This window comes from Streptomyces carpinensis, assembly GCF_002154505.1.
Taxonomy (GTDB): domain Bacteria; phylum Actinomycetota; class Actinomycetes; order Streptomycetales; family Streptomycetaceae; genus Streptomyces; species Streptomyces carpinensis.
Window position 1 is genome coordinate 18,982 of the sequence record NZ_MUBM01000273.1, and the last position, 8,329, is coordinate 27,310.

The window sequence follows — 8,329 nt, forward strand, 5'->3', positions numbered from 1 at the left end:
GTTGTTAAAGTTCAGGCCGCTCATGTGTTGGTCCTGTGAACCCGGTCAGGCCCCGTGAGCTCCCTGGGGCGCGCACACGCTGCCACAGGGCACTCTGTCCTGTCTGGTGTGTGTCTGAGGGGTTATGGCCAAGCTGTCGCTGCGGGCTGTCCAGAAACTGACCTGCAAGAAGCGCGATGCCTGGTGGACTGTCTTCCTGGTGGACCCCGTGGCGACCAGGATCCTCATCGTGGTGGCCCGCTTCCGGTTCATCACGCCCAACCGGGTCACCTGGGCCGCCCTGTTCATCGGTCTGGGCTCGGCAGGCTTCTTCCTGAAGGGCGATCAGCAGTCGCTGCTCATCGGCGCGGTGCTGTACCACCTGAGCTTCATCCTCGACTGCATCGACGGCAAGCTCGCCCGGCTCAAGGGCAACGGCACGGTCTTCGGCGGCTGGCTGGACTACGTCTTCGACCGCATCCGCGTGCTGTTCTGCGCCCTGGCCCTGATGGGCGGTCAGTTCCTGCGCACCGAGGACGAGCGCTACCTCCTGGCCGCTCTCGGCGTCGTCTTCCTCGACATGCTGCGCTACGTCGACGCGCTGCAGATCTACAAGATGCGCATGTCGATGCGGACCAAGATCGAGAAGGTCACCCTGGAGCGCGCCGATGCCGAGCGCGCCGAGCAGGAGGCCCGCGCCGAGGCCGAGCGCGCCGAGCAGGAGGCCCGCGCCAGGGCCCACCGAGTCGTGCAGCAGCCCCGGGACGGGGCCTACCGACTCGAGCAGCACGCCCAGCAGGGGGCCGCCTACGGAGCCGAAGAGCAGTCCCAGGACGGGGCCGACGGCGCGCAGGTGGTCTTCATGGAGGACCTGCTGCGCGACAACCCCGGCGCCTCGGCCGAGGTCCTGCGCTCGGAGGCCGGCGAGGCCAACGTGATCGACCTGCACGAGCAGTTCCGCGGTCAGTTCCCCTGGTACATACGCGTCCGCCGGGCGATGCTGCACACCCGCATCCGGCCGCACCTCATCAGCGGCATCGAGTTCCAGATGTTCATCTTCATCATCGGCCCGCTGATCGGGCGGATCCTGTGGACCACCGCGGTCTCGGCGGCCCTGCTGCTGCTCTTCGAGCTGATCATCATGTACAAGTTCTGGCTCTCCACCCGGGACTTCACCCGGATCATGGAGGAACTGGACCCCACCCCGAGCACGGCCGGCACCATCGCCCAGCACCTGCACCGGGGCCGTCACCGCCAGCGCCGCGAGGCCGAGGAGGCCCTGCTCGCCGACGAGCGCTACCAGGAGCCCGAGCCGGACGACGACCCCTACTTCCGGCCCTACCCGCAGCCGCAGCCGATGTTCACCGAGACCGTGCCGCTGCGGCAGGTCCGCACGGTGTGGCCGGAGAACGAGGGGCCCTGGCGATGAACATGCCGACCGGCATCGGCGCCCACGGCGGCGCCTACGCTCACCCGGCCGACTCCCCGCACGTCGACACGATCTCCTACGCCGACCCCACCGCGTACACCGTCACGGTGGTCGTCGCCGCCTACAACGCGAGCGCCACGCTGGACCGGGCCCTGCGCTCCGTCCTGAACCAGACGCACCGCAACCTCGACGTCCTCGTCGTCGACGACGCCTCCACCGACGGCACCCTCGCCGTCGCCCAGGGCTACGCCGACAAGGACCGGCGGGTGCGGATCATCGCCCGCCCGCAGAACAGCGGCGGCTGCGGCGCGCCCCGCAACAACGGTATCGAGCAGGCCACCGGCCAGTACCTGATGTTCCTCGACGCCGACGACGAACTGCCCCACAAGGCGTGCGAGGTGCTCCTCGCCTCCGCCCTGGCCTCCGGCGCCGAGATCACGGCGGGCCGGGCGGTCAGGGTCAACCTCGCCAAGGACGAGACCACCGTCTGGCAGCCGCAGCTGTACGGCACCGACCGCACCGTCCGGGGCGGCCTCGCCGCCGCGCCGGAGCTCTTCGACGACCCGATCGCCGCCGCCAAGCTGTACCGCGTCGACTTCCTGCACCACCACGGCATCCGCTTCCCCGAAGGCGTCTTCTTCGAGGACACCTACTTCTCCACGGTCGCCGGGCTGTGCGCGCGCACCATCACCCTGCTCGCCACCCCCGTCTACCGGTGGATGTGGGAACGGGAGACGGACACGCCGTCCATCACCAACCGGCGCGGCGAACTGCGCAGCATCCGCGACCGGGTGCTGGTCCACCGGTGGGCCGACGACTACCTCGTCCAGCACGGCGCCCAGCACCTCGTCGCCCACAAGGCCGCCAAGTTCCTCTCCCACGACCTCAGGCTCTACACGCCCGAACTGCGCACCGGCGACGACGCCTTCCGCGAGGGCTTCGTCCGCGCCACCGGCCCCTACCTCCGCGCGCTCCCCACCGAGACCTACGACCTGTGCGGCCCGCTGGAGCGGGTGCGGGCCTTCGGCCTGATCCACGGCAGGGTCGACGTGGCGCTGTCCGTCGCCGACTTCGTCCAGCGGCGCAGCGTCCTCAGCTCCGACCTGGTGGAGCGGGACGGCAAGGTCTTCTGGTCCGGCTCGCTGCTCGGCCGCCCGCACGCCGAGCGCTTCCTCGACGTCACCGACCTGGACCTGGCCGGCACCCGCCTGGCCGACGCCCGGCTGTTCAACCAGGCCACCCGCGTGGAGATCCACGACGGCGCCCTGCACGTCACCGGGTACATCCGCAACCAGTTCGGCCGGGTGGGCCCCAAGGACAAGCTCGAGCTCACCGCCGTACTGCGCCGCCGCAGCCCCCGGACCGACCACACCTTCAAGGTCACCGGTGTCGAGGTCGACGAGGAGTACATCCGCTACCACACGACGGTCGACCTGGACTCGACCCTCGGCAAGGGCGACCGGCCGGCCGTGTGGAACCTCTTCGTCCAGATCCGGCACGACGGGCAGCGGGCGACGACCACCGTCTGCGTGCGCGACCTCGACCTCACGCGCGAGCGCTACACCGGCGGCGGGACCACCTACGAGATCTACGAGACCGTCAGCGGCAACCTGGCGCTGCGCGAGGAGACCACCGAGCAGCGCGAGAAGACCGACCCGCGCGGCACTCCCTGGCTGTGGTGGGCGAACCGGCAACTGCCGGAGTTCACCGCCCCGCAGGAGAACTACGGCGCGGCCGTCGTCGTGCACTGCCGCAACGACGAGTACAACCTGTACGAGTTCCTCAGCTCGCTTTCCGCCCAGATGGACTTCGAGCGCATCCAGGTGATCCTCGTCGACGACGGGTCGACCGACTCCACGCCGGGCCGGCTGGCCTCCTTCGCCGCACGGTATGCCAACACCACGGTCGTCACCCAGGTCTCCATGGGCATGCGTGCCGCGTTCGACCACGGGCTGCGCTATGTCAGCGCGCCCTACGTCATGTTCGCCCGCGCCCGCGACATCCTCGGCGAGGACAGCGTCAGCCACCTGCTGCGCGCCGCCCGCGGGGCCAAGGCCGACGTGGTCGTCGGCGACACCGACAACTTCCCCGGAGCGCGCCGGGACACCGACGCGCCGTGGAAGCGGTACTTCGGCAAGCGCCCCGCCACCGTGAACCGGCTGGACGACGCCCCCTACCTCGTCTTCTCCACCGGACTGGGCGCGAAGCTGCTGAAGACCCGGCTGCTGCGCGACCACCGGCTCAGCTGCGGCGGCGGACCGGGCTACGAGGACGCCTGGGTGGCCGTGCCCGCGCTGCTGCACGCGCGCCGCGTCACCATCGCCGCGCAGGCCACCGCCTACGAGCGCGACCAGGAGCACAGCGACTCCCTGTTCGACCTGCCCTGGAACGACGCCGTCAAGGCGCAGGAACTGCTGCGGCTGTGCCGCTACCTCCTGCGCCGCGCCAACCGGTTCGACGCCCGTGCCGAGCGTCTGGCGCAGCGCTTCGTGGTGCGCACCTTCCAGCCGTACCTGCGCAACCTGCACCGGATCATGAGCCAGGCGGAGCTGGGCGGGATCTTCAACACCCTGCACGAGGTGTACCTGGACATCCCGGACGACCTGATCCTGCAGTACGCCACCGCCGCCATGTCCCGGCTCCAGCACCACGCCGTGCGCACCGGGAACTTCGCCCTGTTCTGCGAGCCCCACGGCACGCCCGAGTACCGGCCCTACCTCCACATCGACGACGACGGCCTGTACCGCAGGCTCACCGCCGACCGGGTCGACACCGCGTTGCTGCGCGTGGAGCGTCAGAAGGCGGTCCTGGAGACCTGCCACGTCGCCGTCGGCCGGATCACCTTCGAGGGACTGCTGGTCTTCACCGGCGTCGACATCAGCCATGTCTTCGCCAACAGCATCGAACTCGTTCTCACCGACGGTCACTCCGAGCGGGCCATCGCCGTGGAGCAGGTCTACCGGCGCGACCGCTGGCGCACCCGCGGTGAGCGGGACTGGTACTCGGGCTGGCGCGCGATCGCCCGGCCCGAGGACTTCGCGGGCCTGAACAACCGGGACCTCGACCTGGTGCTGCGCATCCACGACGGCGACCGGTACCTGGACACCCCCATCGACGCCCGGCAGATGCTGCACCGCTTCAAGGGCGTGCACCGCGCGGGGCGGGCCACCGTGATCCTGACCGTCGACGACGACGAGCGGATCATGGTGCGCCGGGTCGCCGGAGTGAACCGGCTGGGCCACAAGGTGAAGCGGTTCTTCCGTGCCCTGCGGTCCGCGCTGCCCGGCCGGACCGGCTGGCGCACCCGGTTGCTGTACTGGCTCTACCACCTCTGGCTGCGCCGCAAGGACATCTGGATCATCGGCGAGCGCGAGGACACCGCGCAGGACAACTCCTACCACCTGTTCAAGTGGATCCGGCAGAACGAGCCGAAGCGCCGGGTGTACTACGCCATCAACGGCGACGCCGCCGACCGGGAGAAACTCGCCCCGCACGGCCGGGTCCTGGACCGCCTGTCGTGGAAGTACCGGGTGTACCTGCTGCACGCCACCCGGCTCATCAACGCCTACGACCTGGAGGCTTACCTGGGCTTCCCCGGCCTGTCCAAGCGGGCCTTCCTCACCGGCTACGGCGACCTGCTGCGCTACAAACGGGTGTTCCTGCAGCACGGCGTGGTCTACAACGACGTCGTACGGTCCATCCACGCCCAGGTCACCAACGTCGACATGGTCCTCACCACCGGCCGCAGCGAGCGCGCCTACTACGCCGAGCACTGCGGCTACGGCTACGACCGGGTGGCCGCCACCGGCCTGCCGCGCTTCGACGCGCTGGAGCCGGTGCCCGGCCAGCGGCGCGTCCTGGTCATGCCGACCTGGCGGCGTGACATCGTCGCACCCTCCTACAACAAGGCGGCCAAGCCGGAGATCCCGTTCGCCGCCTCCGACTACTACCGCTTCTTCTCCGCCCTGCTGCGCGACGAGCGGCTGCTCAAGACGCTCCAGTACCACAACGTGGAGCTGGAGTTCATGCCGCACTACGAGATCCGGCCCTACCTGAAGCACTTCCGCATCGACCACCCGTCGATCACGGTGTCCACCACCGGGCGCGACGTGCAGCTGGCGATGCGCGAGTGCTCGATGCTCGTCACCGACTACTCGTCGGTCTTCTTCGACGTCGCCTACATGGGCAAGCCGATCGTCTACACCAACTTCGACGACGAGGCCTTCTACAGCAAGCACTACAAGCGCGGCTACTTCGACCTGGCGCGCGACGGCTTCGGACCCACCTGCGGCACCGTCGACCAGGCCGTGGACGAGATCATCGCCTCCATCGAGCGCGGCTTCCAGGTCGAGGAGAAGTACCGCCGGCGCGCCGAGGAGTTCTTCGTGCTGCGCGACACGAACAACTGTGAGCGGGCCTTCGACGTGATCGACACCATGGACGCGTCCGTCGCGGGCGATCCTGGGCTGCCCTCCGCCCCGCTGGTCATGGGGCGGCCGGGCGAAGAACGAGAAGGAAGGGGATGACGCCGTGCAGCACACGAGGATCTTTCTCGCCGGCGACTCCAGCGTGACGAGCCGGCCGCGGAGCATGGCGCCGATGGTCGGCTGGGGCCAGGTGCTGCAGCTGTTCGTCCAGGGCGCCGAGGTGGTCAACGCCGCCCGGGCGGGCTCCAGTTCGCGCAGCTTCCTGGAGCGCGGCCGGCTCGCCTGGATCCTGGAGAACATCGCCCCCGGAGACCTGCTGCTGATCTCCTTCGGCCTGATCGACATGAAGCCGGGCGACGGCCGCTTCACCGAGCCGTTCGGCGACTACCAGTGGTTCCTGCGCCAGTACGCGCTCGGCGTGCGCGAGCGCGGCGCGCACCCGGTCTTCGTGACCAGCCACGAGCGCCGCGTCTTCGACGGCTACGGCAACATGCGCCGCCCCCTCGGCCTGTACCCGACGGCGATGCGCGAGCTGGCCATGGGCCTGTCCGTGCCGCTGATCGACCTCAACGAGTGGAGCGTCGCCTGGTGGCGCCAGGCGGGGCCGGAGGGCACCAAGGAGCTGTTCCTCTACCTGGAACCGGGGGAGCACCCCAACTACCCCGACGGCATCGCGGACAACACGCATCTGCGCGGCCACGGGGCCATGGAGTGCGCCCGGTTCGTGGCGGGCGAGATGTGCGCCAAGGGCCTGCTCACCCCGGAGTACTTCCGCAACCTCGACGCCCGCATCCCGGAGACGGCGGTGGAGTTCCTCGACGACCACGTCTTCGAGCAGCTCACCAAGGAACGGGTCGGCGGACGCGCCACCATGGCGGGGAACGGGGCCTCGATATGAACGACTGGTACCCGCTCGCCCGCGCCTGGGTGACCCACCCGCAGGCCCCCCAGGTCGGCGGCACGCTGGAGCTCTTCGCCGACATCGACCCGGCCCAGCCCGTCGCGCCCGGCAAGGAGATCACCTTCACCCTGTCCGTCACCCCCACGGGCGGCGCCTACCGCACCTACGGCTACCTGCTCGACGACTTCCTCGGCTCCACCGCCACCATGGTCCGCCACCAGGGCATGAGCCATCTGACCAACGGCCGGTACGCCACGTACGCCAGCGACGCGGAGCCCCGCTCCGTCACCTGCCAGGTCCGGGTCAACGAAGACGCCCAGGAAGGCGCGGTGCTGCTGCCCCGCGTCATCATCGGCCTCATGCCGGAGCGCGGGGACAAGCTGATCCCCTCGACGGCCGTCTCGGACGCCGGCTTCCGGGTACGGCGGCAGTGGCTGCCCGGGCAGAACATCACGCTGCGCCCCGGCGGACGGGCCGTCCTGCCCGCCGGTCACACGCCCGCGCCCGGCCTGCGCTTCATGGGCGTCGGACTCGCCCGCCACGGCATGCTCACCTGCATGCCCGACGGCGCCGTCACCTACCAGGCGGACCCCGGGCATCTGGGCTACGACCGGTTCGAGCTGGCCTTCGAGGACGAGCGCGGCCATCGGGTGTGGTCCGAGGTGACCGTGTACATCGGCGACTTCGGGGCGTCCCCGGGAGCTCTGCCCACGTATGGATAGTTCCTGTCCTCTCGGGGCGGACGGGACTCCGGCGAACGGGTCCCGGGCTCGTCGGGCAACCGGCGGACCCCCTGGGACGCGTCGTTCGGCCCCCGATGGCCGGGTCCGGCCCAGGGCCCTTGCCGTCGCCGCGCTCTGCCTCGCCCTGACGGCCCTGTCCGGCTGCACCTCGATCGCGAGTCCGCCCCGGCCCACGGCCCCTGCCCCCTCGGCGACGCCCGCGCTCGACCTGCCGGCCGGTGTCCGCTTCCGGCAGCTGACCCGGCAGCTCGGACCCGGCAGCCCGGTGCGGCTCTCCGTGCTGAGCATCGCGCCCGACGCCCGGGCCAGGGTCATGGGGGTGCACGGAGCCGGCATGGCGAAGGCGAAGACCGTGCGCTCCCTGGCGGAGTCGGTGGGGGCGGTCGCCGCCGTCAACGGCACCTACTTCGACATCGCCACCGGCCACAACCACTCTGGCTACGAGGGCGACCCGATCGGTCTGTACGCCGAGCACGGCCGGGTGCTCAGCGAGGCGCTCAACGGCCGCCCCGCCCTCCTCGTCGGCCACGACGGCGGACGTCTCGTCGCCCGGGTGGCCGAGGCCGCGACCACCGGCCGTCTGCGGGCCGCCGACGGAGCACGGCGTGAACTCGACGGGGTCAACCGCGTCGCGGGCCTGATTCTGGGCTGCGGCGGGGTCGGCGGCGACCGGATGGCCTCGACGGGCCGGCTCGAGGGGAAGCCGTCCAACGGAGTGTGCACCGACCCCGACGAGGTCGTGACCTACAACGCGCAGTGGGGCGCCGACAGCCCGTCGGGCCCCTTGGGCAGCACCGAGGCGCTGCTCTCGGCCGACGGCACGGTCATCGGCACCCGCTCACCCGCGGGC

At 70.5% G+C, this 8,329-nt stretch carries 4 protein-coding genes and 1 pseudogene; all 5 read left to right on the forward strand.

Features of this window, described 5'->3' with window-relative positions; translation table 11 throughout:
• The first annotated feature begins 124 nt into the window (after positions 1-124).
• The gene (locus BZY54_RS32890; RefSeq protein ID WP_086728979.1) at positions 125-1,408 is read left to right on the forward strand and encodes a CDP-alcohol phosphatidyltransferase family protein; all 1,284 of its coding nucleotides are present in this window, start codon (positions 125-127) and stop codon (positions 1,406-1,408) included.
• Positions 1,405-5,934: a glycosyltransferase gene (locus BZY54_RS32895; RefSeq protein WP_086728980.1), complete on the forward strand. Its 4,530-nt coding sequence runs from the start codon at positions 1,405-1,407 to the stop codon at positions 5,932-5,934. The genes BZY54_RS32890 and BZY54_RS32895 overlap by 4 nt, the downstream gene beginning before the upstream one ends.
• Before the next feature lie 4 nt (positions 5,935-5,938).
• Positions 5,939-6,733 carry a rhamnogalacturonan acetylesterase gene (locus tag BZY54_RS32900; protein WP_086728981.1) on the forward strand — a complete coding sequence of 265 codons (795 nt, stop codon included), beginning with the start codon at positions 5,939-5,941 and terminating at the stop codon, positions 6,731-6,733.
• Positions 6,730-7,458, forward strand: coding sequence for a hypothetical protein (locus BZY54_RS32905; protein ID WP_086728982.1), 729 nt, complete (start codon positions 6,730-6,732; stop codon positions 7,456-7,458). Before BZY54_RS32900 ends, BZY54_RS32905 begins: the two co-directional genes overlap by 4 nt.
• A gap of 355 nt (positions 7,459-7,813) precedes the next feature.
• Positions 7,814-8,329: pseudogene (locus BZY54_RS32910) on the forward strand (phosphodiester glycosidase family protein); the annotation flags it as partial.

Excerpts from the sequence above, each read along its gene's own strand:
- BZY54_RS32890 (WP_086728979.1), top strand. The coding sequence starts at position 125 with ATGGCCAAGCTGTCGCTGCGGGCTGTCCAGAAACTGACCTGCAAGAAG.
- BZY54_RS32895 (WP_086728980.1), top strand. The coding sequence starts at position 1,405 with ATGAACATGCCGACCGGCATCGGCGCCCACGGCGGCGCCTACGCTCAC.
- BZY54_RS32905 (WP_086728982.1), top strand. The coding sequence starts at position 6,730 with ATGAACGACTGGTACCCGCTCGCCCGCGCCTGGGTGACCCACCCGCAG.